The following is a 26939-nucleotide window of genomic DNA, read 5'->3' as shown; positions in this document are numbered from 1 at the left end:
ATTGCTCACGAATCAAATTCCGCGCGCCGCTGTGCGCACGACCCTCACTTACCGCTTTCATCCGCGTCTTACCGCCGGCGTTGAATACAACCCGCGTGTTGGCGAAGTGGGCGTGATCGCAAACTTCCTGGCGGTGACTGAAACGAAGAACCGGCCGGCGCTGATGTTCGGCACCAGCACCGATCGCATCGGCACTCCTTCCGGGCAATCCTTCTATGTGACCTTGAGCAAGAGTCTCAAGAGCGAAACGGGGCTGCCAATTGCGCCGTACGTGGGCGCGGCATTCGGAACCTTCGACGATCGCCTGCGACCGGTGGGCGGACTCAACATCTTTCTGCCGAAAGGCTTCTCGATCCTCGCGACCTACAACGGTGTAAACGTCCACCCGCTGCTGAATTTCACTCGCGGTCGCCACGCGCTCTCGCTGATCATGGTAAAAGGACGCGATCCCGGCATGAGCTACAGTGTGACGTTCTGAATGAGAGATGTAGAGGAACTCGCAGAAGTACGTTCGCACTTGATTTTGACGACCACGCCTGATTGAATGCCGCCGCGCAAATCGATGCTCTTAAGAGTTGCCTGAAGCAGAAAGGGTAATCACATGTCAGCTACCGCCATCAATCCAAATAAAGCGCTTTGGGAGAAAGGCGATTTCACTCGCATCGCCGCCACCATGCGCGAAAGCGGCGAGGATCTCGTTAAGCGCATCGGCATCAGCAAGGGGCTCAAGGTGCTCGATCTTGGCTGCGGGGATGGTACTACGGCGTTGCCGGCGGCACAGTCAGGCGCTGAAGTTCTAGGTGTCGATATCGCGCGGAATCTGGTGGACGCTGGCAACCGGCGCGCAGCCTCGCACGGTCTCACGAACATTACTTTTCGCGAAGGCGACGCGACGAATCTGCACCCGATTGCTGACGAGGAGTTTGACCTGGTCGTCAGTATTTTCGGCGCGATGTTCGCCCCTAAACCTTTTGACGTGGCCAAAGAGATGGTGCGCGTGACGCGACCGGGAGGACGCATCGTCATGGGAAATTGGATTCCCAATGACCCGACGCTGGTCGCGCAGATTCTGAAGATCAGTTCCGCTTACACCCCGCCGCCGCCGGAAGGCTTTATCAGCCCAATGACCTGGGGCATAGAGAGCAACGTCACCGAGCGTTTCGCCGGCGCGGGAGTTCCGGCGGAAAAAATCTCGTTTGACAGGGATACTTTTGTCTTCCGCTTCGACGGCCCGCCGGCAGCATACGTAAATGAGTTCCGGAATTATTATGGTCCAACCATGAATGCATTCGACGCCGCGGAAACCAGCGGCCGTGCTGCCGACCTGCAACGTGAACTCGAAGAGCTTTTCACCAGCCAGAACACGAGTGCGGAAGGCACGACAATTCCGGCAACGTTTCTGCGCGTGACGGTAGCGCGCTGAGCTACTGGCCGACTCGAATAAAGCCGCTCATCCTCCGCAGGGAACAATCCGATCGTGTGTCCTGCGGGGGGCCACTAAGATGATTTGAGCGGTGAGTACAGCCTCGCGCACAAGTAATAAGCTTTACCTCGTCCCGTGATGGAATCTTATTCGGATGCTACTGAGCTTTATCCGGTCGAGCGTCGTGTGCGACACGCCGAGCGCGACGGCTTTCGCATCAACGAACTACAAATCTCTCCAACGCAGATCGTTCCCTGGCACTATCACACGACAATCCACGACACCTTTTACGTTATCGCCGGCCGAATTCGAATTCATCTGAAGGATCCGAAGGAAACGATCGAGCTCAGGCCGGGCGAAACGTATAAGGTCGAGCCGGGCCGCCCGCATTTGATCAGAAACGCCGGAGACAGCTCGGCGACCTTCCTGGTGTTGCAGGGAATCGGTGCATACGACTACGTGCCGCTCGCCGATCCGGATTAAGCTCCCGCGAAGGCAACCCTCCACGAAGCTCTCCGACCCCGCGATCGCGAACAAACTGTGGTCTGTAACCGCTGTCTATGATATAGAACGGCGTGATTGCAGCCTTTGTCTCTACGGCGGACGACTGCCGCCGGCTCATTCGCCCCTCAAGCAGAAGGAGAGTTCAATGAAGATAAAAAAATGGCACTACACGTTTCAAAGTCGCATCGCGATTGGGGTGGTCTGTTTCATTCTCATCACCCCGACGCTTTCATTAAGTTGGGGAGCGGGCGGACACATGATGACCGCTCAAATTGCCTTCGACCGTCTGAACCCGCGCGCCAAAGCGCAGGCGCGGAGGCTGCTGGCGATTCGGATTAACCCCTCCGCCGTCACACAGCGCAGCAGAAACTTCATTAATGCTTCGCACTGGGCCGACGATCTGAGGCCGTTCCCTGAATTCGATTCGTTCAAGGAGCTTCACTTTATTGACAAGTTTTTTTCTGAAGATGGCACGCCTCTGCCGACTGACCTGCCACCAAACAACATCGTCACGGCCCTTGAGGAGAACGTAAACATCCTGAAAACCAGCACTGACGACCATGCGCGCGCGCAGGCGTTGCGCTTCATCATTCATTTTGTCGGTGACATACATCAACCTTTGCATTGCGCCAGCCGTGTCAGCGCGGCGTTGCCGACCGGCGATCGGGGCGGCAATTCGGTGAATTTGAAAATTCGCCAACCGAACGGCACGATGAAGAACACGAATCTGCATAGCTATTGGGACGGAGGGATCGGCACGTTTCCCAAGACAGGGCCAAACTTCGCCCCGCCGCCGTTGAACCAGATTCCCGGGCCTGTCGCCACGATAATTCGAACATATCGCGCTACGGATCCAGCGCTGAATCTTAACAATCCGACTGATTTCGCCGGTTGGTCGGAGGAAAGCCACGAACTTGCGAAGGACGTGGCCTACCGGGGCATTACGAACAACGGGATACCGAGCACGGCTTACAACCGGACGGCTACGCGCGTCGCGCGCAAACGAGTCGCGTGGGGCGGCTATCGTCTGGCGGCGCTGCTTAACTCAATCTGGCCGTAACTGTTTTTGGACGCACTCAGAAACGCAATTGTTTGATTTGACGAACTATCGCTGCTTTCTATAATCGCGCGCATGAGCGCCGATGACATTTACGAAGTGCAGCGGTTGTATCCCCAGATCTATCTTGCCTGCCACACTAATCATGTGCGCGCGGCTTCGACCCGGTGGAAGCTGTCGGCGCATGACTCGGCGATTCTGTCACATCTCGATCGAACGATAGGGTTAAGTCCGCGTGCGCTCGCCAGGCACCTTAGCGTCACGCCTTCCACGCTTTCTGCAAGCATCAAGCGCTTGACCAATCTGGGCTATCTCACGTGCGACGCGCCGGCTAATGACAAGCGGCGGCGTGAGATTCGTTTGACTGATCGGGGCGCTGAGGCGATGTCGGAAACCTCGGTGCTGGATCGCGAGCGCGTGCGCCAGCTTTTGAAGAAGTTGAAACCTGCCGATCGCAAAGCAGCGCTGGACGGTCTGGCATTGCTGGCCCGCGCGGCCCGAGAACTCGGGGCAGAGGAGGACGCATGAAGACCGCGATTGTCATTGTCGCAAGCATCATCGGGGTAGTCGTCTTAGTTTTCGCCGTCATGGCTTTGATCGGTTCGCAATTGCCGAGGGCCCATACCGCATCGCGTTCGATCGTGCTGCGCCAACAGCGTGCGGACGTGTACGCCGTCATCCGCGACTTCAAATCTGCGCCGGCGTGGCGAAGTGGGGTGAAGAGCATCGACATCATCGAAACCCCGGGACAGAAGTTGCGGTTCCTTGAACACGGAAACGACGACGTGACGTACGAAGTGACCGAGGACGTGCCGAATCAACGGATAGTCACGCGAATTCTGAACACGGATCTTGGTTATTCAGGTCAGTGGACTTATGAACTGTCGGACGAGAACGGCGGCACGCGGGTGAAGATCACCGAAGACGGGGACGTCTCGAATGTTTTGTTCCGCTTCATGTCGCGCTATATCTTTGGCCACACCAGCACCATGGATACGTATCTCACGGCGTTGGGAAAGAAGTTCGGAGAAACAGCGAGCCCGCAGTAATTGGAGTCAGTAGCTTTGCCCTAAGCCGGGTGCGAGAACAAACTCGTCGAGCTGCGTAGCAGCGGTCTTAGCTAAGCCCAGGGCGAGGCTTGGCGAGGGTATCAATATACTTGACACATCAATTAGTTTCGCAACCCGCAGGGTTGCAAGAAGGTAGCCGGGGGTCGCAGCGAAGCGTAGACCCCGGACACGTAGACCTGAAATTCACACCCTGAAGGGGTGCAAGACGAGTTCTGTGACCCTTTCAGGGTCAGAGATTACATACACTTTGATCCGGGGGTATCGCGCTGACGCGCTCAACCCCCGGCTACTATCTTTCAGCCCTTCGGGCTGACTCATGTTGAATAGTGTCGGTCAGATCTGATGTGATAAGCGCTCACAATCTCATTCGCCGCAAACGCAGCGCATTTCCGATAACCGACACGGAGCTGAAACTCATCGCCGCCGCGGCGAGCATCGGACTCAAGAGCAGTCCGAAGAACGGATAGAGGACCCCGGCGGCGATGGGCACGCCGAGCAGGTTGTAGATGAATGCCCAGAAGAGGTTCTGCTTGATATTGCGCATCGTCGCGCGGCTTAGCCGACGCGCACGAACGATGCCGCGCAGGTCGCCCTTCACCAAAGTCACATCGGCGCTGGCAATCGCGACATCGGTACCGGTTCCCATCGCAATTCCTGCGTGGCTCTGCGCGAGGGCGGGAGCGTCATTGACGCCGTCGCCCGCCATCGCGACCGCGCGGCTTTCGCTCTGAAGTCGCTTCACAATCTCGACTTTCTGTTCGGGCAGCACTTCCGCGATGACTTCGTCCACGTTCACGTTTCGGGCCACAGCCTCAGCCGTCGTCCGGTTATCCCCCGTGACCATGATGACGCGCACGCCTTCGGCGTGAAGCCGCTCAATGGCTTCGGGTGTCGATTCCTTGATTGGGTCCGCGACGCCGATCAGCCCTGCGATGCGATTATCAACCCCGACGAACATCACGGTCTGACCGTCGGCGCGCAGTTGTTCGGCTTTCTCTGCCAGTGCATCCGGTTCAATCTTCAACTCGTCCAGCAGCTTGCGATTTCCCAGAGCAATGGTACGCACGCGTCCCGCGTGCTGCTCTTCAATCTTTCCCCGAACGCCACGGCCCGTTAGCGATTCGAATTCATCAACCTTCGAAAGTTCAATGCCGCGTTCTTGCGCGCCGCGCACGATGGCGGCCGCCAGCGGATGTTCGCTAGCGCGTTCGAGACTGGCGGCGAGACGAAGTAACTCACCCTCATTCCAATCCGCTGCCGTTGTGATCGACACAAGCTTCGGTTTGCCTTCCGTCAGCGTGCCGGTTTTATCGACGACCAGCGTGTCGATCTTTCGCAGCATCTCGATCGCTTCAGCGTTCTTGAACAGCACGCCCGCCGATGCGCCTTTGCCCATCGCCACCATGATCGACATTGGTGTTGCCAGTCCGAGCGCGCACGGACAGGCAATGATTAGAACCGCAACCGCATTTATCAGGCCATGCGCCAAACGCGGCTCAGGTCCAAAGAACGCCCAGACCAGGAACGTAACGATCGCGACGACGATGACCGCAGGCACAAAGAAGCTGGCGACCCGATCGGCAAGTTTCTGAATCGGGGCGCGGCTTCGCTGCGCCTCGGCAACCATCTGCACGATGCGCGCCAGCATGGTCTCAGCTCCGACGCGCTCGGCGCGCATGATGAACGAACCGGTCGTGTTCACGGTCCCGCCAATGACGCTTTCGCGAGCGTGTTTCTCGACCGGAATCGATTCGCCGGTGACCATCGATTCATCTACTGAGCTGGCGCCTTCGATAACCTCTCCATCGACGGGAACCTTTTCTCCCGGCCGCACACGCAAGAGATCGCCGGCGCTTACGTGATCGAGCGGCACGTCTTCTTCTGCGCCGTCTGCCTGAACGCGCCGCGCGGTCTTCGGAGCGAGCGCCAGCAAAGCGCGAATTGCCGCGCCAGTGCGGTTCCGCGCTTTCAATTCCAGGACCTGTCCCAGCAGGACCAGCGTTGTGATCACCGCGGCCGCTTCGAAATAAACCGGCACCACACCGTGTTCTTTAAATGAATCAGGAAAAACGTCAGGAAAGAGTTTGGCGATGACGCTATAGATGTAAGCGACCGCCACGCCCAGACCGATCAGCGTGAACATGTTGAGGCTCATGTTGACGAGCGATTGCCACGCGCGCACGAAAAACGGCCACCCGCCCCACAGCACCACCGGCGTCGCCAGCACGAACTGAATCCAACCCAACGCGTCCATTGAAACGATGCGTTCCAGCGGACGACCTGGCAAAACATCATTCATGCCGATGAGAAAGACCGGCAGGCTCAGCACCGCGCTGATCCAAAATCGTCGCGTCATATCGACGAGTTCAGGGTTTTCTTCTTCGGCGAGTGTGATCGTGCGCGGCTCCAGGGCCATGCCGCAGATCGGACAACTGCCCGGCGCGTCGCGAACTATCTCGGGATGCATCGGACACGTGTATTCAATCTTCGTCGCAGGCGCGGCGGAGACAGGTTCGAGGGCCATGCCGCACTTCGGACAGCTACCCATCCCAACCTGTCGAACTTCCGGATGCATCGGGCAGGTGTATTCGCGCGTGTCGCTTGAGTGCGACTGAGGCTTAGGCCGGCGTTGAAGTCCAATCGATACGAGTTGCGCAGGCGGGGAAGGTGTTAGGAAACGCCGCGGGGCCTCGCGAAACTTTTCCAGACATTGTTGGCGGCAGAAGTAATACTGTTTGCCTTCGAACTCGAAAGAGCCGGCGGCGGCCTCGGGATTAACGGTCATGCCGCAGACCGGATCAATCGCGCCGCGGCCAGAAGAGTTCGAATGATTATGCACGTTGTTAATAGCCTTTAGATTAGACCGAACTACCGGTTAACATTCAAATCAACTGCAGGGAGAAGTTGAATTCAGTAACCGCTCCCGCATCTACTGGTTCCGTCTTGACCCGCCGTGGGAACTCGCCCTGCCGCCTGTGGGCAGCGCGCTCGCGCAAATCTTTCGCTTGGTGCGACGCTTAACTCCTCCAATAATGCGGAAACTAATCATCGTCACATCGATAACGACTTTCTTCTACGGAATGACCGGCCTCGTCTTTTTCGAAGGCTCCTTTGCCGGCGCGTTAGTCGTCAAACCTTACCCCACGTATCAGGTAGCCTTCGGCGGAGGTGAGGAAGGCATTTGGGCCCGGTATCACCCCGGCCAACCGCTACCCTGGTTTATGCAGGACGACCTCAAAGTGATTTTGAGCTTCGACTGGGAACAAGGCCGTTCAGCCTGGATCGACGCATATCTTTGGGGATATCTGGCAACGCTTTTGGCTTGGGTGGTTCTCGTTCCTATTGGAGCGGTTACACTTCTTATCCGGATTCGTGCCCGGCTCTATTTACCTCCGCTATCGATCAGGTGAACGCGCGAATAAGGGCTAAGCAAACGAATGAAAACGCTCAGATTGCTAAGCGCGGCGCTCAGAATCATCTCGGTGATTACTTTCGGCGCAAGTCTCTTCTTCGGCTGGGTGTTTTATCAACTCTATTTGAAATGGGTTTTCCGGTTTGAGGACGGGAGGTATTTTGATCCGGTGGAGGGAGTCGTCTACCACGATAGTAATTTTGTATCGGGAATAATTTCCCTGTTCTTGTTCCTGTTGTCGGTTGTCCTCTGGCTGCTTGCTTCAAAACTAGGGCTTTACGTTAAAGGCTCTGTTATTCCGCCGGCACGCATCACCGCGGACGACCGAAAAACAAAAGATAGCCGTCGGCGTCCTTGACCTCGAAACCACGCAACCCGTCCTGGGTGTCTTTGAGTGGCATGAAGAACTCGACATCGCGCGAAGCAAATTCGAGCGCCAGTGCGTCAGGATCAGGGACGATAACAAATGCGTCCCAGCGGGCGACGCCTTGCTTGACGTCTCGCGTGTAGTTCGGCACGGGAGCTACGCCCACCGCTTTCATCAGGATCTGCGCACCGCCCCGGCGGACGATGCCGAAGAAAATGTCGTCAGGCTCAGGCCCCTCGAAAGTGATCTCAAACCCGAACCGGTCCCGGTAAAACGCGAGCGAAGTCGGCACGTGGGTCACGATAAAAAACGGTGAGATGCCCGAAATTTCTGCCTGGGTCATGGGTACCCCCTCCGATTGAATGAGTTGTTACTGATCGGATCCAGCCGGCGAAGTTGGGGCCGCGGCGTCGAGGAGTCGCACGCGACGCCACATCAGAACACCCGCCACCGCAGTCCAAATCCAGAACGCCGGGTTCCGCGCCAGGACCCAAACTTGGGCCGTCGGCGAGAATCCGGTTTCGGCAACGAGGATGGCGCCGATCAAAACTCCGATGCCAATGACAACGCCGATCCAACCGAGCCAGCGCGGATAGACGGCGCCGCGCGCCATCGCGGCACCGGCCAGGATGACGGTCCAGCCCATGGTGAGGCCGAGTATCGAGTTCACGCCCTCCTCAAACCACCTGATCGCCCTCGCCGCGGCAAAGCTGGCCGACCCCACTATGCCACCATCGGCTACCCAAACATCCACTGCTCGCTTCAGCGCGATGCCATCCGCCGCTTGCAGGACAGCTGCGATGGGAATGCCTGCCAACGCCAAACCCAGGGCGAGCAGCGCGAGCACGCGGCCCTTACTCTGAAGTCGCAGCATGGAGGCAGCGAGTCCGGCAATGCCGAACAAGCCCGCCACTATCGCCGCAAGCTGGGCAAGGTGAATCGCGACCCAAGTCTGAGACGTGGCGTAGTGTCGGAAGATCGCGGGATGGTCGTTCCCGACGCCTCCAGGGTGTAACAGTGTGACCGCCACGTAGGCGAGTGAACCAATGACTGCAGCTAGCGCAGCCAGCGATAGGACGCCCGAAACGAAAGTTTTCCGAAAGATAGCAACATCTGAAGACATGAGTAAATCGTTTCTTTACATTTAAAGGTGCGCAACGAGTTGTATGGTTGCGCCGATGTAATAACGCCGAACTCAACACTTCGCCAACGTGGATGTTTGCGTCAACGAACTGGCTTAGCCGAGCGACTGAGTTTAGCCTCGAGCCCGCGAAACTGGCGACACTGTCAGAAGACGGCGCCTAAGCAAGGCAATTTCTCAAACGGCCGAGTTGATATCTCGCTCATGTTGCCCTACCTCACGGTCGGGCTTCTGACGTGTATTGCGCCCCTACAGGGCGCGGATGTTTTCGACGTGATCCAGGGGTGGCGTCCCGGCAATTCGGGACTTACCCCTGGCTACCATCTGCAACCCCGACGTCTCGGGGTTGGTCGATCGGGTAGCCCAAACGTCAGCGCTAACGGGGGCGGCGCGAATTCAAATCCGCAATTCGAAATTCGCCATCTGCATTCAGTCGTTCCCGGGCTTCTGGCTGCCCATCCGCTCGTCATCGCTCGGCTTCTCGCTGCCCATACCTTCCTTGCCAGACTTTCCCGCACCCATGTTGCCCCCGCTGCTCCCGTCGCCGCTCGCTTGTTCATCGTTACCAGAATCGCTGTTACCAGAATCTTCCTGCCTCTTTTTCTCTTGTGCCTTGTCTTTCTGATCTGCCATGGAAGTGTCTCCTTTACTTTGACTAACGTAAGACTCCTAACGTGGTGAGTTGACGCACTTCGCCAACGTGGATGTCTGCATCAACAAGCCGGCGTAGCCGGCGACAGAGTTTAGCCCCGGGTGAGTGAGCGCAGCGAGCGTAACCCGGGGATCAGGTTCTCTTAAGATCCCGAGCCCGCGAAGCGGGCGACAGAGATCACGCCTGCCGAAATCCGGAATCATCGCGCCCCTACAGGGCTCGGAATTCTTTGCTGCTTTGATCCAGGGATGGCGTCCCGACAAGTCGGGACTTACCCTGGCTACCTTCTTTAACCGCTGCGCGGTTGGTCGAGTAAGTAAACCCAACGTGACGTTAACCGGAGGACGCGCATCCATTCATCCTTCCCGCCTTCATCCTTGCTCTTGCTCCCGCTCCGGTTCAACGAGTTGTTGGACGCGATACTGGATTGGAGGTCCCTCATTTTGCTAAGCTCGCGCCATGCACCAAAAAGACGGATTAATCATTTCTACTATTTTGTCATCTGTAAACTTAGAGGAATGCCAAAAAACAAAATGCATTACCATAGAAGGGAAGATATTGTCTCTGAGCAATGCTGGAGGCAGCTCAAGTAAGTAGATTTTATGACCGCCTAGGATAACTTCTTCGGGACAATGAATCTGCTCGACAACGCTTGCCAGTTCTTGGCGGTTTAGATTGATCTTTACAACTCCTGGTTCATTCTCCCTGTAGACATCGAATTTAAAAGTGTTTTGGATGACTGGACCATGGGCATAAAAATTGGAGATCCGCTTGATTGCGAGCATCAGATCTGCATCGTCAGTTACTGGATAGAATTGGGCACGAAGAAGGACGTTAATACACCTTCGTATCTCCTCCATTGTGCGGGCTGCATTTGAAAGCTCCTTCTTGAGTTGGTTCATTTGCCGTCTTTCTTCGATCGAAGGAGAGCTTTTCTTCCCAAGGTCCGATAGCTCGTCTTCGTCTTCCTTTAGCGCAGGGACTTCAAGAATAAATGCGGGCTCAACGTTAACGGCCAGGTTATTACGCATCTCCCCGGCAATAACTAGCAACTCTTCATCGTCATGAAGCAGATTAGCTTCCAGGTCTAACATAATGGTTGGGAAAGCTGAACGGCCTTGAGCAGAAAGGGGTATATCTAGTTTTTTCAATAGAAGATTGGTCAGATGTTCAACACTCACCTTACGTAAATCTACATATCCAATTGTCGACAGGAGACCGGGTATTTCCGTGTCGTCAATTCGAACTGGAAGCATGTAAGGCCTATTCTCCTTGAATGCCCTTTCCTGAGCGAACTGACGCTCATGAGAAGTCCACAGCTTTTTTGCATAACTCTCGGAAACGAACATCACACAAAATTTCGCTTTCTTACCGTAAACATCAGCCAAATATGTATAGAGGTTTTCGCCCCACAACTGATGTTCTTCAAAAGCATCGTAAAATACCTTGATACCGTAGGCACGGAGTTGCGTAGCTAATTCCTCGGCGTGCGTTCTATCTTCGCCTGCAAAAGACAAGGCAACATCAAAAGAGGTTTGGTTCTGGTTATCGGACATAAGGATCCTGGTGGGTTTTTCAAGCGCCCAACCACTAAATACGAGTCAGTTCCGCCCATAATACCGCAGCCGCCGTCGAATTCATTTCTTCTCCGCCGTCGCCACAATCTTCACCACTGTCGTCCAGTTCCGCGTTGTGGTAAAAACTTTGAACTCCTTCTCCGCGAACGTGTGGGGAAAACCAAACCAACCGGTCTTCTTGCGTCGGGCGATGATGAATGCGGCGCCGTCAGTGAGAGCGATCACTTCCATGTTTTCAGTTTTAGATCGAAGCGGCAGCCGAGGCTTTACCGGCGGCGGCGAAGCCAGAAACGTTACGAAAAGCATTTCGTCCGCTGACGGTTTTGGTTTCTTAAAAGGATTGCGTTTGATGATGGCCCGCAAGTCGTCAACAGTTCTGACGATCACGGTTATCTCATAGCCGAGGGCGGTCAGCAGATGCTTCTCCATTTTCCTCGCGATGCGAGCCGGATCTTTTGCGACAGTTTCAAAGATCACGTTACCGCTGGCAATGAACGTGCGCACGTTTCGAAACCCGGCTGCGGTCAGGACTTCCGCTAATTGCTTCATCCTGATCGGTTTCTTGCCGCCGACGTTGACGCCGCGCAGAAACGCTACGTACTTTTGTTTAGGGCGCGCGCTCATGGCGAACAACTCCGATAGCGTGGCCGGTCATCACTTCTTTGCCGTCCTGATTTCGGCAGACGAATTCGGTGCGGACGTTTGTGTAGCGTTCCATTGGTTCGAATTCAACGACGGTACATGCGCAGGTGATTGTGTCGCCGGCAAATACTGGGCGATAAAACTGAAATTTCATTTCGCGGGCGATGAAGTTCATATCGCCGCCAATCTTCGTCGGAATCGTCGCCGTCAACAGGCCGTGAACCATCAACCGCCCTTGTTCGTCGGGCGTTACATGGTGGCTCCCTTCATCGCCGGAGACGCGATTGAACAAACGAATGTCGTCTTCGCTAAAAGAGCGCGTCCAGGAAATCGTGTCGCCAATTTTCATATTTGTGGCAGGATGATTCTTGCAATCGAGAAGTAAATTACCAGGCCAGTCGCATCGACGAGCGTCGTGATCAGTGGCGCCGACAGGACGGCCGGATCGACCCCGAATCGTTCCGCGACAATCGGCACCAACGATCCGACCGTTGTTGACCAAAGACAAATCGCCAGCATCGTAACCGCCACCGTGAGCGCCAACGCGATGGGTACGTTCCACAACAGCGCTTGTCCAAACGCGATTGGCGCAACCAGCAGTCCGACAATCATTCCCGTCGAAGCTTCCCGCAGAACCACGCGCCAGGCGTGACGCATGCCGATTTCGCCGAGCGCCAGGCTGCGAATCACAGTCATTACTGTTTGCGCGCCGGCATTGCCGCCGGTGCCAATCAGAAGCGGAATGAAGAACGACAGGGCCACGACCGTGGCCAGCTCATCTTCGAAGCGATGCAGGACAGCGCTCGTGAGTGTGCCGGCGACGAACAAGAGCAGCAGCCAGACGATTCGCTTGCGCACTACGCGACTAATCGGATTGTCGAAGTAAGGCTTGTCCAGCGCACCCGGCTCAACACCGGCCATCCGCAAAATGTCTTCGGTCTGTTCCTCGACCAGCACGTCGATCACATCATCGACGGTCACGAAGCCGACGACACTGCCATCCTGTTCCAGCACCGGCACGGCGAGCAGGTTGTACTTCGCGATCTTCTTCGCCACCAGCTCCTGATCGTCGAGCGCATTCACCGTCACAGGTTTGCGCCGCATCACTTCAGTGACGGGCGTAGTCAGCTCAGCCATCACCAGATCGCGCAACGAGACTGCCCCCAACAGCGCGTTTGTTTTCTCATCCAATACGTAGCATGCGTAGATGGATTCCTTCTCGCGCGCGACGGCGCGGATGTGCTTCAACGCCGCGCCGACGGTTAGCTTCGAATCGAGCCGCACAAACTCGGTGGTCATGATGCCGCCCGCCGTGTGCGCCGGATACTGAAGTAAGCCCTCCAGCTCTTTGCGGATTTCCGGGTTTAGTTTCGGCAGGACTCGATGACACTCATGCAGGCCCATCCGCTGGATGACGTCCGTACGTTCGTCCGCTGAGAGGCCTTCCAGTATTGCCGCGACCCGTTCCGGCTCCAACTGCTCAAGAATGGGCGCGCGGCGGCGCATCTCAGAATGATCGAAAAGTTCGATCACACGCGGGATGGGCAGCATTGAGATGACCGTGGCGGCCTCAGCCAGCGTCAACTGGTTAAGCAACTCAGCTAAGTCGGCTGCGTCGAGATGGGCCAGTTGGTGCGAAATCCCGACCGAGCTTTCATCCAGCCGCAGATGGATCCGCTCCAGAAGTTTGTGCAGGTCCTTTTGAGGCACGAATCACCTCCAGTTTGCCGAAGACACGAATGGGTTGAGCTTCGCATCATACGCGCTGCGAAGCCGCGGGCAAACAGTTTTAGTGGCGTCTAATTCGTGGTGTCGGCCAGATTGGATTTGTACTTCGTGTTCGTTTGCCGATCGTTCAGCTCGATGTAGACCCAGCTCGGCGGAACGACGTTTTCCTCAAGGGCAAACCAAATATTTGAGAGATCCGCAGGTTTGCTCAGAGCGCAGAACCCGTTCAGCCGCTTCCCATTCTGATCATAAAAATCCACCCATGTGCGCGCGGCTTTGGTGTTATTGCCACACGGCGGAAGTTGAGGGGAAGCAGCAAAGAAATCGGCCGGATACGCTGACTTGTTGAAAACATCGTATCGGTATCGAATCATTCGCTTACCGGCGGATTGGAAGGTTTCGTAGCCGGTTATGTACAAAATCGGGTTTGGTAGCGCGGGCTCTGCCCCGCCAGTTTGGGTTACAAACAAGCCAACCACCATCGGCAGTAGCAAGAGCATTCGCAAAACTCTTGAAGTCATGATAGGGGACTCCTCTTGGTAGATTCGGCAATAACGATTGTGCGGATTCTATGCGGATTAGCGGCGATGTCAATGTTTTCTGTGAAGTCGTTAATCTAGCTCGACCATCGCCGCAATCGAATCGGTGTCGCTCATTACTCGTGAAGAATGTCCCCGTCCGCTGGTGTCTTCGACCAACAGCGTGCTTCCCATTCTGAATCGGCGAGATTCGCCGTCGCTCGCCGTCACTTCCCATTCACCGCTGAGCACCACGAACATGCTACGCGCAGACGAAACGTGAAGCTCGCTGGCCCACCCTGCCGGCGCGCGCATAAATGCGACTTGGGATGCAGGCAAGGCCGCTGAGAAATCGACCGGTGCGGCTGATTGCACGTAATCGGTAGCTGTGAACTCAATCTCGACGTCGTCGAAGTGCGATTCGCCGGTGTCGTCGGCGAACAATCTTGCATATCTCATGCTTTTTTCGTCCGAAGTGGCACAGACTTTCGTCTGCGACTCTGGTTTTCAAACACAGACTGACCTCTGTCCACGCAATTGTTGTTCGTTTCTTAGAATTCCGTTGTGCCGGCGCCGGCGGACAGCAGATTGCTTCTGGTAACAGTGCTCCCCGGTAAACGTACGAACGGAGAACAGTAAAACATGGATGACGCTCCCATGAAACAGCAGGACATCACCACCGAAACGGCGCCGGTCGAACTCTCGGAACCGCACTTTGACGACATTGCAGTTTTGATAGCTCGTCCCGTTGAGTCGATTGCACCACGCGAGCGCGATTGGTTTGCGTGGTTGGAAAAACCGCGGATGATCGTAGCAATACTTGTCGTTGCCGGGTTTCTGGGCACGACCGCGCTCGCACTCACACTGCGGCTGCAGCGTCAGCCTCATGTGGACTCTGCCGCGACGGTAATTAAGACCGATGAACCCAAAACGGAACCTGCGTCACCGTTGGGCGCGATTGCGGAACAATTAGAGTCGACTGCGCCTCGAGTGAAAAGCCGCAAGGCGCGCTCCGCGGATGCTAAGCCTGTCGCGCGCCGCGTCGGCGTGATCGTCTACGGCAGTTCATCTGATCGTCCGTAACCACTCTTACATTCCAGATTTACTCGGTACGCACGCCTCTGGCGTGCGAGCACTCCGGCGGAGTGCGACCGTGCTCTTCATTACCGCGCCCGCTTGGGGCGCGCTGCGTCGTTTTATATAATGCGCGCGCGTTCACTGCAGCTTCTCTGGAGGTTACGCAATGCCAAGTCCAAACCAGATCAAGGTTCAGGCCGGCGATAATCTTTTGCTGGTGGGCACGATGAAAGGCGCGTTTCTTTTTCGCGGCGATGCGAAGCGCGAGCGCTGGGAAGAGGCGGGCCCGTACTTTCCGGGACGCAGCGTCTATGCGTTGACTTTCGATGGACGGAACGGCCGGCAGAAACTTTGGGTCGCGGTGAACAGTCCTTATTGGGGATCGTTTCTGAGTTCGTCGAACGATTTTGGAAAGACGTGGAGCGAACCCGAGTCCTACAACATCAAATTTCCCGAAGGCTCAGACGTTTCCCTGAAACAGGTTTGGCAGATCGTTCCGGATCCGCACGAAGCCGACACGCTTTATTGCGGCGTTGAACCTGCCGCGCTTTTTAAATCAACCGATGGCGGCGAGACGTGGTCGCTCAATCGCGGCCTCTTTGATCATCCGCATCGACCACAGTGGCAACCGGGCGGTGGCGGCCTTTGCCTGCACACGATTCTTCCCGATCCGTCGAGTGCGAAAAGAATGTTCGTCGCGATCTCGACGGGAGGTGTCTATCGGACAGATGACGGCGGCGAGAATTGGGAGCCGCGGAATAAAGGAATCTGTGCGCGCTTCCTGCCTCCCGATCAGCAATATCCGGAGTGGGGACAGTGCGTGCACAAAGTTGTCAGCCATCCTTCGAAACCTGATCGCATGTTTCTTCAGCATCACTGGGGCGTTTATCGCAGTGATGACTCGGGAGATTCGTGGCAGGACATCGGCAAAGGTCTGCCGTCGGATTTTGGGTTCGCGATGGAGATGGATCCCAACGACGCGGACACTGTTTACATCATTCCGATCGAATCGGACGAGTTTCGCTGCACGCCCGAAGCAAAGTTGCGCGTGTATCGCACCAAGGATGGCGGTCACTCGTGGGAGCCGCTGACAGAGGGTTTGCCGCAGGAGGACGCCTGGGAAACTATTCTGCGCGATAACATGTCATCCGATTCGGCCAATCCTACGGGGCTGTATTTCGGAACCCGCAGCGGGAAAGTTTTCGGATCGAATAACGGTGGCGATTCGTGGACGGCTATTCGTGAAGGCCTGCCGCCAATCACTTGCGTGAAAACTGCGAGGTTGGAGTAGCTTTGCGTACCTTTGCGTCTTGAGTGAAAAGCAACAGACAAAAGGGTTCACGCTAAGACGCTAAGAAAGATCTTTTTTCGTTAACTCAAACAATCAATGAAAGCTAGAGTCCTGCTCGCCATTCTTTCCCTTCCGTTGCTCGTTTCTCTCTCGCTTGCCCAGGAAAACAAGCTAGTTCAGTTCCATATCGCCATCGTAAAGAGAGGCCCGAACTGGACTGACAGGAGCGTCGAGTTTCAGAAGGTCCGGCAAGAACATCGCAATTACGTGATGTCGCTAATTGAATCTGGTAAGGCAGTGGCCGCGGGACCCTTCGGTGACAACACAGACACGGTTGGAATCATCATCTTTCGCGCCGCGAACGTCGAAGAGGCGAAAAGTTGGGCCGATGCCGATCCGGCGGCGAAGGCTGGTCATCACATTAACGAGATGCTGCCATGGTGGTCCGAAGATGTTTTTGGCAAAGCGAGCAAGCCGGCGAACCATGAGACTGTGTACTTTGGTTTTTTAAAGCGAGGCCCGAACCGAAAAGAAGGCGACGGCCAGACTCCCGAAGTCCAGGAATTACAAAAAGCCCACATCGCAAACATCAATCGACTGGCCGAAACCAAGAAGTTGGTGGTGGCCGGACCTTTCGGTGGAAACGGGGAACTGCGCGGCATCTTCGTCTTCCGTGTTGGCTCATTAAAGGAAGCTCAGGATCTCGCGGCCACCGATCCGATGATCAAGATCGATCGGCTGCGACTTGAATTGCACGAATGGAAAGTCCCGGCTGGTCTGATTCCATAAACGACGAGATTTAGTAATGAAGCTGCCGACGATTCAAGGGGTGATCAGGCGACGAATTCTCGCTAACTTTCGCGTTGAGCCGGCGGTCATGCAACGCCAGCTCCCACCTCGCTTCCGGCCCAAGCTCCATAACGGTTTTGCAGTTGCGGGCATCTGCCTGATTCGGCTTGAACACATTCGCCCGCAGCGAATGCCGGAAATTATTGGGCTGAGCAGCGAGAACGCGGCGCATCGCGTAGCCGTGCTTTGGGACGACGATAACGAAAGCCGCGAAGGCGTATACATTTCGCGCCGAGACACAAACTCGCAGATCAACCATCTGCTCGGCGGAAGGGTTTTTCCCGGAGAGCATCACGCCGCCCGGTTCACGATTACCGAATCCGGAGACGCAATAGAACTGTCAATGAGATCAGACGATGGAGACGTTGCCGTGGATGTCGAGGGCGTCATCGCAGAGTCGATGCCCTCGACTTCTGTTTTTGCGTCGCTGGCTGAAACTTCAAAATTCTTTGAAGGCGGCTCGCTGGGTTATTCCGTTACCAAAGACCCTGGCAGGCTTGATGGCTTAAAGCTGGAAACGAGGGATTGGCGCGTTGAACCGCTGCACATCGAGAAGGTCTACTCAAGTTATTTTGCGGATACAGAGAAGTTTCCGGCAGGTTCAATCGCGTTTGATCACGCTTTGATTATGAGAAATGTGGCTCATGAGTGGCATAACGCTGACGATCTATATGTTTAATCGCGGATCGTTCTGGCCATCAACTGTCGTACATTTGACGTGACGATCTCTACTTCTCAGCTGCGTACTTCGAAAGCAGCGCACCCATCTCAGCCCGCGGCATCGCGAACTTCACGCTTACCTCTTTTTCTTTCGAGCTGACCTGCGTGTGGTTGTAGTAAACCTCTTCGTCTTTGCCCTGTTTGGCCAGTCGCCCCAGAACGATCATCAAACCGTAGGTCCTTTCCAGTTGCCGGGCCCGCTCTTCGGAATCAACTTCAGTGGCGGCCACAATCTCAACGGTGGTTTGATCCAACTTTACGGAGACTCGCAGGTGCTTCGCGTCTTCCAGGAAGATCAGCACGCCGCTGTCGCTGAGGGCTGCGATGAATTCCAGCGCCGTGAGTTCAAGCACTTTGTCTCCGCGTTTGTCGGTGACCTTCGCGTTCATTAGTTTGCCGTCCGGAGAGCGATCGGCTTCGACCGTCAGTTCGATCACGCCGTCAAGATTCAACTGTTTTTCATCGCGCCTCTTCTTGGCGGCAATAAGTAGATCCTTGAACGGACGGGTATTGATTTCGTTCGGGCGTTTGACGCCGTTCTCAGCAGCGACCTTGTCTAGTTCATCTTCAGCCTTCTTTCGCGCGGCGTCCTGTTCCGCATTCGGAGTGGGGGTCGGCGTCGCATTGCCGGCGACGAGGGGCGAAGCCGTCGGTGAGGGCGAAGGCGCGGCAACCGGATCAAGCGGTACCGGCACGGGCGTGAACGGAGCACTCACAATCAAATTCGGTGTGGGCGTCGGCATCGGAAACGGCATCTCGCCGTTGGCCACCTGAAAGTAGCCGTCGGGATAACGAAATTGTTCGGTGGTGATTTCGGTAATCTCGCCGAGGTTTTCAATCTCTGTTTTGTCGTACGGCCGATCGACGAAGCTGCTGTCGGAGAAAATGGTCGCGATGGCCAGCGTGTTCCGGACCTGCGGGACCATGACAATGACGAACATCGCCACGAGGTGCCACACGATCGAGCCGACCAGAAGCCACCTGACACGCGGCCAAAACGGCTCGCGGTTAACTTCAAAGCCCTCAAAAAGTCCTGCTGTACTGCTGAATTCCAACATTGTTCCTTGAATGAGTGTGCTTAGACGCTACCTGCCCCGACGGCGTTGTGAACACTCAAATGAAATAGTAGACGCCAGACAATTAGGCCGCAACCGCGCAACGAAAACGCTCATGGTTCAAGAAGAGACGTTCAGGCATGCGAAATAGTTCCGTGACGCGGGCTGGACTACAATCAGTTTATGCGTCGCTCAGGTCGAGATCATCGCGAGGGAAAGTCATTTCGCAAACGCCGGCGTCACGACAGCCGCGCAGAACCCGAGAAAGCGCGCGCGCGCGACAAGAGTGAGCTTCCCGGCACAATCAAAGGTGGTAACTACGAGCGTGACTTGCGGGACTTGCTCGGCGGCATAGGCACTCCTAAACCCGCACTCTTCAAGCCTGACCCTTTTCAGCTCGAGGCACTGGCAGCGCTTGAGTTTGAAGATGTGCTGGTAACGGCGCCGACCGGCAGCGGCAAAACCTGGATCGCGCGTGAAGAGATTCGGCGGCTGCTCGAGGCGGGCAAGCGCGCCTGGTACACCACGCCACTCAAGGCGCTCACGAATTCGAAATACCAGGAGTTCGGCGAAGAGTTCGGCGCAGAGCGCGTCGGAATTCTCACTGGCGATCGCAAGGAAAACTCGGACGCGCCGCTAATCGTCGGTACGACGGAAATTTTTCGCAATCAACTATTCGACGCGCTGCGGGGCGGCGAAGACGTGCGCGTTGATCTCGTAATCTTTGATGAAGCGCATTACCTCGGTGATGAAGATCGCGGGCACGTTTGGGAAGAAGCGATTATCCTGACGCCGTCGCGTATTCGCATGCTGCTGCTGTCCGCGACAATCGGTAACGCTCCCGAATTGGCAAAGTGGATCGAAGAACTGCGCGGCGTGCGCTGTGGCGTTGTCACACGACCGGGCGCGCGGCCGGTGCCCCTGCGTTCCGCGTTTCTAATGCCGGACAAGAGATTAGTCCCGCTGTTGGATAGAGGCGGAAAATTGAATGGCGAGATCGCGGCTCTAATCGAGCAGCGAGACGAGATGAGGCGCCCGCGCCGGGATTCTTATCGACGACGATGAAACTCCGCATGCCGGAAATGCCGCCGGCGACATTGTTGACGGCCCTGGGCTCGTACAATCTGCTGCCGGCCATAGTTTTTCTGCCGACGCGCCGGCGGTGCGATGAGGCTGCGACCGAAGCAGCCTTGTCCCGACGGGGTTCGATGAATAAAGGTCGAGAGGCGCGCCTGGATTTCATGCGCAGCTTTGTCGAGCAGTATCCCGAAATTCGCGATCATCGTCACTGGGACACGATCGTTCGGTCAGGCATCGCCTCGCATCACGCCGGTCACATGCCGGCGTGGAAGCTGGTCATTGAAAAGATGATGAGCGCGGGTTTGCTGGACGCGATCTTTGCGACGGCGACAGTGGCCGCCGGTGTCGATTTTCCGGCCCGGACGGTGGTGATTACCGTGGCCGATCGCCGCGGCAATCGCGGCTGGGAGTCTTTGACCGCTTCCGAGTTGCAGCAGATGACCGGCCGCGCCGGTCGTCGTGGAAAAGACAACGTCGGTTTTGTGATCGCCGCACCGGGACTACATCAGAATCCGCAACGCATCGCTCAACTTCTCGCCGCACCGCCCGACGATTTGGAAAGTCAGTTCCGCGCGACGTACACGTCTTTGCTTAATTTGCTCGACGCGTTCGGCAGCTTTGCGCAAGTGCGCGACATCGCCGAAAGAAGCTTCGCTTACCGCAATCTGCTACCGCGTATTCATGCGCTCGAAAAACAGCGCGAAGAAAACAAGAAAAGAATTCGTGATCGGCTCGCGCAGGCCGGCATCAATTTGCCGGTGGAAACTGTGCTGGCGCTTGAGCGGCTGGCGAGCGCGCGCGCGCGTTTGCTGGAAGGCACGCCGCAGACGCGCCGCGAGATGCGGCAGCGATGGCTAAACAAGGTGGCGCAGCCGGGACGCGTCGTCGCTGTCGGGCGCAGCGGCCGGCGGCTGGCGCTGGTGATCACGCGCACGTCCGACGGTGTCACCGCGATGCGTGAAGACGGCCGGTTCGCATCGTTTCCGTTGCAGCGCGTCGGCCGTGTGTTCGCGCCTATTTATTCAACGCGACCGGAAAAGGCCGAAGAAGCATTCGATCAAATTCACGATCGAGGCCCGGAACTCGCATTACCCGAACCTCGCTTGCGCGACGAGCAAGCCGGAGAAAATGACGCACTCAAGATACTCAACGACGCCATCGATTCATTAGCGCCGGGTGAGGGCGGCGATAACGGCCGCGAGGCGATCGTCGAAGTACTCTGGGCGCTTCAGACAGAAGCGGGGGCCATCGAGAACGCGAGCCGGCAGATCGAGGGCCTGCGAAGTGAAATTTGGGAGCCGTTTGAGCGTTGCGCAACCGTGCTTGAACATTTCGGCTATCTCGACTTTGCGAAGGAACAGGTTACCGAACGCGGCAAGTGGCTCGCGGACTTGCGCGTCGATCGGCCTTTGCTGATCGGCGAAGCTTTGGAGCGCAACTTGTTTGCTTCGCTTGATGCCAGGCGCGCCGCAGCGCTGATAGCGGCACTCGCGGCTGATGAGGATCGAGACTACGGAGAGCTGGAACTCGACGACGCGATTGTGAGTCTGCTCGTGCAGTTCGAAGAAATCTCGTTTGAGGTTTCGAACGAAGAATGGAAGCAATCTATCGAAGCGGCGCCGGAAATTAACTTTTCGGCTGCGGCCGCCGCCGCGCACTGGGTCGGCGGAATCGATTGGCAAGAGCTGGTGCACGAAACACGTGCCGAAGAAGGCGACCTGGTCCGGCTTTTGTCGCGTACCGGCGAGGCCCTCCTGCAAATTGCAGGTTTGCGGGACACGCATCCGCAGGCGGCAGCGCTTGCGTCGCAGGCTGCGGAGATTGTTCTGCGCGAACCGATTCGATAGGGGCGAGTCGCCTTTGCAGCGAGGACAGTACCCGGAGCGGTAGCGACGGGGTAAGACCGCGGACCCGGTCGCAACCACCACCCCACGCGGGCTGCCCGCGCGGGGACCCCGGTCCGCTCTCGGTACTGACTCAATCGTCCCCGCACCGTTACCGTGCCGGAAGAGAATGTGATGTATCTACTGAAAGCCACCTTGATCCTAAAGATAGCCTTAACGATAGGTTGGTCTGCATCTCTCTTATTCCTCTCTGGAACGCAGTTTGAAAAGTTGGGCGTGCCTGAGCCAAAGCCCCTCTTGTTTACCCGTCTGCTCGGTGCGGCTTTTCTTGCCCTGCTCTTAGGTTATGCCCTCGGCTTACGAGATGTTTATCGAGGCGTGATGCCCGTCAACACGATGCTTGTAGGCATCTTAAGTAATGGATTAGCGTGCATGATTCTTGTTTATTCGGGCTTTCAAGGCACCTGGAGTACCTGGGGCAACTTCGCCGGTTATTGCATGTGGGGTTCAGCCATCCTCACGGGTTTAATTACCGGACTACTTGGCATTAGCTTCTTAATGAATAGGCGACCTCAAGAATATTAGGTTCTGACACGAGTGCAGCGAGGTCAGTACCCGGAGCGGTAGCGACGGGGTGAGAGCGCCGGACCCGGTCGCTACCGCTCGCGGTACTGACTCTCAATCGTCACAACATTCCTCATTTGCTAGCGCTGCTTATTGCCGGCACTCACATCAATTTTCCTGCACTGCGAATGAAACCCATAAACTCTTGATTTTTGGATGAAAGATTTTTGGGATGAAAGACATAAACCACGGGCGTCCCAATCTCGTCTTGTTTACTCACGGCCTTTGGCCTAACAAAGGAGAATTAGTTATGAGAATCACACTCGCATGTTTGCTATTGGTCCTTCTTTCGGGAACCGTGGCTGCGCAGCAATGCCCGTTTGATACAGGTGATGAGAATCGGTTAGCGCGCTGCTTAATTCGTCCGGTAGCGAGGGGCGGCAACGTCGGACAAGCACCCGAAACCTTACCAGGTGTTCTAGAAGAGTTAGTTGGTAAGCCGATGAATATCGACTTAGTCAAACTGCGTCAACACCTGACGGAGAGTGGAATTACTGAATCCGCTATTGGCGGAACGCTGGTCCAGAATGCCACTAAAGTGCGTTACTTTGTGATTCACGATACCAGTTCGCCTGAAATTGCAGCAGCGGACTTTCCGGCGAACATAAATGACGCCACTTGGAGTGGCAACAGACTAGCTACTTGGCTTGGCACAAACACGCCGGTTCACATGTTTGTTAATCGCCTGGGCGAATCAGCGACCAAAACAAATTTTAGCGCGGTGGCTCGCGGTACGAAATATGAAGGCGGCCGGGACATTGCCAATTTGCAACAACGTCAACAGGCGCGGCAACGAAGGGGCGGCTTGTTCGTGCATGTTGAACTTATTCAACCTCGCCGCAAATCCAATCCGAACACTTTTTTTGATCTCGGCCCAACACCGGGATTTACGCAGAAGCAACTGGACCGGTTGGCCTTGCTCTATATCGCGGCAAGCTTCAGAAGCAATCGTTGGCTGCTTCCCGCGTTTCACGCGTCAGTTGACGCATCCATCGCTGAGGCGCACGACGACCCGCAGAACTTTGATATTTCGACCTGGTTGAGTAGCGTAAAGACCCTGGTGGATAAAGTGAAGCAGTAACCACTTTTGAGGCCGCCTTCTGAGCCGTCTCTCGCTGTGCTAGGATTTACGCATACATGGAAGTCCTTTTAGCAAACGAATACGGATTTTGTTTTGGCGTCGAACGCGCCGTGGAAATGGTTGAAGACGCGCTCGGAGTTGGCGCGCCGGTGCGCACGCTCGGGCCGCTGATTCACAACACGCAGGAAATGCAGCGGTTAGAGTGCGAAGGTGTGGCGACGATTCAGGATCCTGAGCAAGTCAAAGCCGACGAGATCGCGGTGATTCGCGCGCACGGCGTCACCCCGCAGATACAGGCCGAACTGGAAAGACGCGCGGCGCAGGTGGTTGATGCGACCTGTCCGTTTGTGACGCGGGTGCAACGACTCGCAGAGCGTGCCGCGAAAGACGGCCGGCATGTCATCGTCGCGGGAAATCCGGATCATCCGGAGATGATTGGTGTCGTGGGTTACGCGCCGGACAACACATACGTCGTGCGCGATGCGGATGAAGTGGCAGCGTTGCCGCCATTGCACGCGCCGCTGGTCGTTTCGCAAACGACGCTGAAGCTCAAAACATTTCTCGAAGTTGCGGAGGCAGTCAAAGCCAAAGCCGACGCCGAGCCCCAGGTCGTCAACACCATCTGTTCAGCCACGCGCGATCGGCAGGACGCCGCGCGCGCCCTCGCGGGACTGGTAGACGTTTTCTACATCATCGGTGGCAAACATTCTTCAAACAGCATCAAGCTGCTCGCCGTCTGCGAAGAGCAATGCGTGAAGAGTTTCCTGATCGAAACTCAGGACGAGATCGATCCCACCGACTTGCAGGGCGCGAAACGCGTCGGGGTCACGGCTGGCGCATCCACTCCGAACTGGCTGATTGATCAGGTCGTCAGCCGGTTGAAAGAGATCGGCAACCAAAGCAACGGGCACGGCGCTCGTCCATAAATCCCACACAGTTTAGAGGCGGGCTACCGCCCGCCGGTGGTTTTGAAATGCGAATTAGGCGGGCAGTAGCCCGCCTCTAAACTTTCCAAAGCTGGTAATTCATGAACTCTGAATCAGTTCGCGCCCATTGTCTCTCGTTCCCGCACGCGACAGAGAATGTGCAATGGGGCAACGATCTCGTTTTTAAGATCGCCGGGAAGATGTTCGCGGTGATGGTGCTTGAGCCGCCAGCGAAGTACGTGCTGTCGTTTAAGTGCACCGAAGAAAAGTTCAACGAGCTGATCGAACAGGATGGGATCGATCCGGCGCCTTACATGGCCCGCAACAAATGGGCGGCGCTGGAGCGATTTGATGTGTTAAGCGATCGCGAGCTGAAAGAACTGCTACGAAACTCCTACCAACTCGTCTTTGACAAGCTGCCAAAGAAGCTTCGCACGCAACTGGCCGGAGAAGCTGAGGCGCGCCCAAGCCAGTCGCGCGGTCGCAAGAAAAAGAGTTAAGAAATCTTCAACGAGTCCTGAAACTTCGTGGCGTTCGACTTATCGCCTTTGCCCTTCTCGCTCAGGTACAGGGTCTGAATCAAGCGGGGCTTGGCCCAATACATGCGGATGGTGAACTCAATCTGTTTGCCGTCTTTGCTGCCTTCGCCGATCAGTTCCGTGCCCGGGTGCCCGCCCACGTTTACGTCGCGTTGGCTGGTCACCTTGCCATCGATATTTTTGACTGCGTTCTCAGACGCGCCCTTGAGAAGCACTTTAGGATCGATGTTCAAGCTTGAGACGGCTGCCGGAAATTCGTGGAACGCGAGCACGTAGGCTTGGGCGCCTTTGTCCAGCGTTAACATTTGACCAGTCGCTTTGCCAGCGGCAGAGGGAATGTCCTGCGATTGCTTCGTCGGTTTGCCCGGCATCTCAACCGTGATGCCGCCTTCTGTTACTGTTTCCCACTTGTCGCCGCTTAGTGACGAACAGGCCAGCACGACGGCGAGGGGAAACGCCAGGATGATAAGTCTCTTCAATTTCTCAATCCTCACTTTGTTATTTGTAAACTGCGGCGCAGAGTGTGTCACAGACTGCCCCTGGGACAAAGCAGAACCTTTACCGGGTAGCGAATTCCAGTTTTCTCTACGCCTTCCGGAGCGACCCCGGCGTCTCAGCGGTTAATAATTCGGTTCAAGCACACTCAGAGGGTTCAACGGAGGCTACCCCTTTAGCGCGTGACATTTATCTCGCGCGTTGTCGAGTTGTAGCCCCCGTTCTCCACCAGGTTGCCGGACTTATCGACCAGCTCCAACTTGATCGTGTGTTTGCCGCTCGTCCAACCACTAATCCAGATGGGCTTCCAAACGTCGATGAACCTGGGCGTGCCGCCGTCAATCGTATAGCGCACGCGATACTCGCCGCCTCCGTCACTCTGTAATTTGCCGTTAGTGAGCCAGAAATCGATCATGATTGGATCGGCCTCGGCACCGGCGTAGTCACCTTTCGGCCGGCTATAAGTGAGCAGCGGTTTGGTGAGATCGACATCGCCGGCCATGCTCGCGGTGACGTCCTTGCCCTCACGAGCGGGCGTGGGACTAGCGTTCGCAGTCGGACTTTGCGCGGGGGCCATTACTTGCCCCGTGTTCGTGGTCGTCGGCTTCGCAGGATCGCCGCCCCCTTTGACGGTGAACGTTACCATCCGGAACGCGCCTTCGTTCTTGTAGCTCTCATGCCACGGCCGCGAGGGAAAGACGCGCAGAGTGTGCTTGCCTTCCGTGACGTTGCGCAGCTCAAACGGCTGATCCAAATTGTAGTAAGCCTCGTAAGGTTGGTTGTCGAGGATCACGTGAATGTGATTGCCTTTGCCGGTTGCGGGATCTTTGTGCGGAACATAACCTTTCAAATCGCCGTTCAACGCTAACTTCACTTCGACGGTCGAGCCGCTGATGCTCGCGTTGTTTGCCGGCGAGACGACGCTGAGCGCCGGCTGCGCCTGATCCTGTTCGCCGCGCTGCTTCATCAGATCTTCGATCGTTTGCGGGCGCGGTACCACCGTCAGTTCCTTCACGATGGGCGGCGAGGCCGTCGTCGTCGCCGTTGTGTTCTTGTTTTCTTCGTGGGAAGCGCAGCCGGCTGACAGCATTAGACCGAGAGCGCATATTAAAATTCCATTCGTTTGTTTCGCCATAGTTTCAGTTTACACCTCAGGCTAGACTTTTGACCGGAGCGATAGTAAAAGTCTGCACGAGCTTTCAACGTTTTTGAGAAAAGATTGTCGCAGTCGTTGCGAAACAGTCTTGGGGTGGACCGACCGTGTCAG

The 26939-nt window shown here is 56.2% G+C and carries 31 protein-coding genes; 18 read left to right on the top strand and 13 right to left on the bottom strand.

Annotation, left to right across the window (positions count from 1 at the left end; genetic code table 11):
- Position 1: 1 nt before the first annotated feature.
- The 6 genes from VFX97_09450 (at position 2) to VFX97_09425 (ending at position 4033) form a co-directional block, all read left to right on the top strand.
- Positions 2 to 478, top strand: a complete 477-nt coding sequence (locus VFX97_09450) for a hypothetical protein (GenBank protein HEX5703409.1) — start codon at positions 2 to 4, stop codon at positions 476 to 478.
- A gap of 123 nt (positions 479 to 601) precedes the next feature.
- Entirely contained in the window at positions 602 to 1423 is an 822-nt protein-coding gene (locus VFX97_09445; protein HEX5703408.1) for a class I SAM-dependent methyltransferase, read from the top strand.
- 138 nt (positions 1424 to 1561) lie between these two features.
- Complete coding sequence (locus VFX97_09440) at positions 1562 to 1906, top strand: cupin domain-containing protein (protein ID HEX5703407.1); 345 nt, start codon at positions 1562 to 1564, stop codon at positions 1904 to 1906.
- Positions 1907 to 2072: 166 nt separating this feature from the next.
- Positions 2073 to 2987, top strand: coding sequence for a S1/P1 nuclease (locus VFX97_09435; GenBank protein ID HEX5703406.1), 915 nt, complete (start codon positions 2073 to 2075; stop codon positions 2985 to 2987).
- Between the two features lie 72 nt (positions 2988 to 3059).
- Positions 3060 to 3512 (top strand): MarR family transcriptional regulator, encoded by a 453-nt coding sequence (locus VFX97_09430; protein ID HEX5703405.1) that lies wholly within the window; start codon positions 3060 to 3062, stop codon positions 3510 to 3512.
- Positions 3509 to 4033: an SRPBCC family protein gene (locus VFX97_09425; GenBank protein ID HEX5703404.1), complete on the top strand. Its 525-nt coding sequence runs from the start codon at positions 3509 to 3511 to the stop codon at positions 4031 to 4033. The genes VFX97_09430 and VFX97_09425 overlap by 4 nt, the downstream gene beginning before the upstream one ends.
- 376 nt (positions 4034 to 4409) lie before the next feature.
- On the opposite strand, the gene VFX97_09420 is transcribed toward VFX97_09425, so the two are convergent.
- Entirely contained in the window at positions 4410 to 6893 is a 2484-nt protein-coding gene (locus tag VFX97_09420) for a heavy metal translocating P-type ATPase (protein ID HEX5703403.1), read from the bottom strand.
- Between the two features lie 193 nt (positions 6894 to 7086).
- On the opposite strand from VFX97_09420, the gene VFX97_09415 reads away from it, so the two are divergent.
- The gene (locus tag VFX97_09415) at positions 7087 to 7464 is read left to right on the top strand and encodes a hypothetical protein (protein ID HEX5703402.1); all 378 of its coding nucleotides are present in this window, start codon (positions 7087 to 7089) and stop codon (positions 7462 to 7464) included.
- Positions 7465 to 7491: 27 nt separating this feature from the next.
- Complete coding sequence (locus VFX97_09410; GenBank protein ID HEX5703401.1) at positions 7492 to 7824, top strand: hypothetical protein; 333 nt, start codon at positions 7492 to 7494, stop codon at positions 7822 to 7824.
- Here the strand turns inward: VFX97_09410 and VFX97_09405 are convergent.
- The 9 genes from VFX97_09405 to VFX97_09365 form a co-directional block, all read right to left on the bottom strand.
- Complete coding sequence (locus VFX97_09405) at positions 7778 to 8176, bottom strand: VOC family protein (protein ID HEX5703400.1); 399 nt, start codon at positions 8174 to 8176, stop codon at positions 7778 to 7780. The two genes, VFX97_09410 and VFX97_09405, sit on opposite strands and share 47 nt — an antisense overlap.
- 27 nt (positions 8177 to 8203) lie before the next feature.
- Complete coding sequence (locus VFX97_09400) at positions 8204 to 8956, bottom strand: hypothetical protein (protein HEX5703399.1); 753 nt, start codon at positions 8954 to 8956, stop codon at positions 8204 to 8206.
- 447 nt (positions 8957 to 9403) lie between these two features.
- Positions 9404 to 9607 carry a hypothetical protein gene (locus tag VFX97_09395; GenBank protein ID HEX5703398.1) on the bottom strand — a complete coding sequence of 68 codons (204 nt, stop codon included), beginning with the start codon at positions 9605 to 9607 and terminating at the stop codon, positions 9404 to 9406.
- Positions 9608 to 10072: 465 nt separating this feature from the next.
- Positions 10073 to 11182 (bottom strand): TIR domain-containing protein, encoded by a 1110-nt coding sequence (locus VFX97_09390; GenBank protein ID HEX5703397.1) that lies wholly within the window; start codon positions 11180 to 11182, stop codon positions 10073 to 10075.
- An 81-nt stretch (positions 11183 to 11263) separates the two neighbouring features.
- Positions 11264 to 11827, bottom strand: a complete 564-nt coding sequence (locus VFX97_09385) for a DUF1697 domain-containing protein (GenBank protein ID HEX5703396.1) — start codon at positions 11825 to 11827, stop codon at positions 11264 to 11266.
- Positions 11811 to 12194 (bottom strand): MaoC family dehydratase, encoded by a 384-nt coding sequence (locus tag VFX97_09380; GenBank protein ID HEX5703395.1) that lies wholly within the window; start codon positions 12192 to 12194, stop codon positions 11811 to 11813. Before VFX97_09380 ends, VFX97_09385 begins: the two co-directional genes overlap by 17 nt.
- A complete protein-coding gene (gene mgtE, locus VFX97_09375; GenBank protein HEX5703394.1) occupies positions 12191 to 13555 on the bottom strand; it encodes a magnesium transporter in 1365 nt (454 codons plus the stop codon). The genes VFX97_09380 and mgtE overlap by 4 nt, the downstream gene beginning before the upstream one ends.
- 89 nt (positions 13556 to 13644) lie before the next feature.
- Positions 13645 to 14094 carry a hypothetical protein gene (locus tag VFX97_09370; GenBank protein ID HEX5703393.1) on the bottom strand — a complete coding sequence of 150 codons (450 nt, stop codon included), beginning with the start codon at positions 14092 to 14094 and terminating at the stop codon, positions 13645 to 13647.
- Positions 14095 to 14184: 90 nt separating this feature from the next.
- On the bottom strand, positions 14185 to 14550 hold the full coding sequence (locus VFX97_09365) for a hypothetical protein (GenBank protein ID HEX5703392.1): 366 nt from the start codon (positions 14548 to 14550) through the stop codon (positions 14185 to 14187).
- A gap of 183 nt (positions 14551 to 14733) precedes the next feature.
- Here VFX97_09365 and VFX97_09360 point away from each other — a divergent pair, with 183 nt between their 5' ends.
- From VFX97_09360 to VFX97_09345, 4 genes are all read left to right on the top strand, one after another.
- Positions 14734 to 15174: a hypothetical protein gene (locus VFX97_09360; protein ID HEX5703391.1), complete on the top strand. Its 441-nt coding sequence runs from the start codon at positions 14734 to 14736 to the stop codon at positions 15172 to 15174.
- 160 nt (positions 15175 to 15334) lie between these two features.
- Complete coding sequence (locus VFX97_09355) at positions 15335 to 16459, top strand: hypothetical protein (protein ID HEX5703390.1); 1125 nt, start codon at positions 15335 to 15337, stop codon at positions 16457 to 16459.
- A gap of 96 nt (positions 16460 to 16555) precedes the next feature.
- Positions 16556 to 17248 carry a YciI family protein gene (locus VFX97_09350; GenBank protein HEX5703389.1) on the top strand — a complete coding sequence of 231 codons (693 nt, stop codon included), beginning with the start codon at positions 16556 to 16558 and terminating at the stop codon, positions 17246 to 17248.
- Positions 17249 to 17264: 16 nt separating this feature from the next.
- Complete coding sequence (locus VFX97_09345; GenBank protein ID HEX5703388.1) at positions 17265 to 17987, top strand: DUF2071 domain-containing protein; 723 nt, start codon at positions 17265 to 17267, stop codon at positions 17985 to 17987.
- 49 nt (positions 17988 to 18036) lie between these two features.
- On the opposite strand, the gene VFX97_09340 is transcribed toward VFX97_09345, so the two are convergent.
- Entirely contained in the window at positions 18037 to 19086 is a 1050-nt protein-coding gene (locus VFX97_09340) for a hypothetical protein (protein ID HEX5703387.1), read from the bottom strand.
- Between the two features lie 180 nt (positions 19087 to 19266).
- Here VFX97_09340 and VFX97_09335 point away from each other — a divergent pair, with 180 nt between their 5' ends.
- From VFX97_09335 to VFX97_09310, 6 genes are all read left to right on the top strand, one after another.
- Positions 19267 to 20148, top strand: a complete 882-nt coding sequence (locus tag VFX97_09335; protein HEX5703386.1) for a DEAD/DEAH box helicase — start codon at positions 19267 to 19269, stop codon at positions 20146 to 20148.
- Positions 20145 to 22010 carry a hypothetical protein gene (locus VFX97_09330; protein HEX5703385.1) on the top strand — a complete coding sequence of 622 codons (1866 nt, stop codon included), beginning with the start codon at positions 20145 to 20147 and terminating at the stop codon, positions 22008 to 22010. The genes VFX97_09335 and VFX97_09330 overlap by 4 nt, the downstream gene beginning before the upstream one ends.
- Positions 22011 to 22181: 171 nt before the next feature.
- Entirely contained in the window at positions 22182 to 22592 is a 411-nt protein-coding gene (locus VFX97_09325; protein ID HEX5703384.1) for a hypothetical protein, read from the top strand.
- 289 nt (positions 22593 to 22881) lie between these two features.
- Positions 22882 to 23712, top strand: a complete 831-nt coding sequence (locus tag VFX97_09320; GenBank protein ID HEX5703383.1) for a hypothetical protein — start codon at positions 22882 to 22884, stop codon at positions 23710 to 23712.
- 56 nt (positions 23713 to 23768) lie between these two features.
- Positions 23769 to 24638: a 4-hydroxy-3-methylbut-2-enyl diphosphate reductase gene (ispH, locus tag VFX97_09315; GenBank protein ID HEX5703382.1), complete on the top strand. Its 870-nt coding sequence runs from the start codon at positions 23769 to 23771 to the stop codon at positions 24636 to 24638.
- Positions 24639 to 24739: 101 nt separating this feature from the next.
- Positions 24740 to 25138, top strand: coding sequence for an MmcQ/YjbR family DNA-binding protein (locus VFX97_09310; protein HEX5703381.1), 399 nt, complete (start codon positions 24740 to 24742; stop codon positions 25136 to 25138).
- On the opposite strand, the gene VFX97_09305 is transcribed toward VFX97_09310, so the two are convergent.
- Both VFX97_09305 and VFX97_09300 read right to left on the bottom strand, forming a co-directional pair.
- Positions 25135 to 25656 carry a hypothetical protein gene (locus VFX97_09305; protein HEX5703380.1) on the bottom strand — a complete coding sequence of 174 codons (522 nt, stop codon included), beginning with the start codon at positions 25654 to 25656 and terminating at the stop codon, positions 25135 to 25137. The two genes, VFX97_09310 and VFX97_09305, sit on opposite strands and share 4 nt — an antisense overlap.
- A gap of 191 nt (positions 25657 to 25847) precedes the next feature.
- Complete coding sequence (locus VFX97_09300) at positions 25848 to 26807, bottom strand: hypothetical protein (protein HEX5703379.1); 960 nt, start codon at positions 26805 to 26807, stop codon at positions 25848 to 25850.
- Between the last annotated feature and the right edge of the window lie 132 nt (positions 26808 to 26939).

This window comes from Pyrinomonadaceae bacterium (assembly GCA_036277115.1).
Lineage (GTDB): Bacteria > Acidobacteriota > Blastocatellia > Pyrinomonadales > Pyrinomonadaceae > UBA11740.
The sequence above is the reverse complement of the archived record's forward strand: the minus strand, read 5'-3'. Positions and strand labels throughout refer to the sequence as shown.